Below are 468 nucleotides of genomic sequence, written 5' to 3'. Positions count from 1 at the left end.
CTCCTGGACTGGGACGCGATCATCACGGTCGGCGCCCTGATCGCCGCGCCGTTCGGCTACCTGATCGGCATCGGCTGCTTCGACTACTGGTTCCGCTGGGCCTCGGGCGCCCCCACGATCCCCGAGGACCACTCGGGCCACGGCGCCACCGGCTGGCGCGACTACTTCCGCGTGAACACCGATCACAAGGTGATCGGCATCCAGTACATCTGCACGACCTTCTTCTTCTTCATCGCCGCCGGCCTGATGGCGATGCTGATGCGCGCGGAGCTGGCACAGCCGGGCACGCAGTTCGTGGACCCGAACACGTTCAACGGCCTCTTCTCGGTGCACGCCTCGCTGATGATCTTCCTGTTCATCATCCCGGTCTTCGCCGGCATCGCGAACTTCGTGATCCCGCTGATGATCGGCGCGCCGGACATGGCGTTCCCGCGCCTGAACGCTCTCTCCTTCTGGATGCTGCCGGTG

The 468-nt window shown here is 65.4% G+C and carries 1 protein-coding gene; it reads left to right on the top strand.

Annotated elements, in window-relative coordinates; genetic code table 11:
- A partial coding sequence (locus DYI25_RS22245; protein ID WP_213372941.1) for a cbb3-type cytochrome c oxidase subunit I occupies positions 1-468 on the top strand: 468 nt, incomplete at both ends.

The sequence above is a fragment of the Mesobacillus boroniphilus genome (assembly GCF_018424685.1).
GTDB lineage: Bacteria > Bacillota > Bacilli > Bacillales > Cytobacillaceae > Mesobacillus > Mesobacillus boroniphilus_A.
Note: the sequence above shows the minus strand (reverse complement) of the source record. Positions and strands in the feature narration are given on the sequence as shown.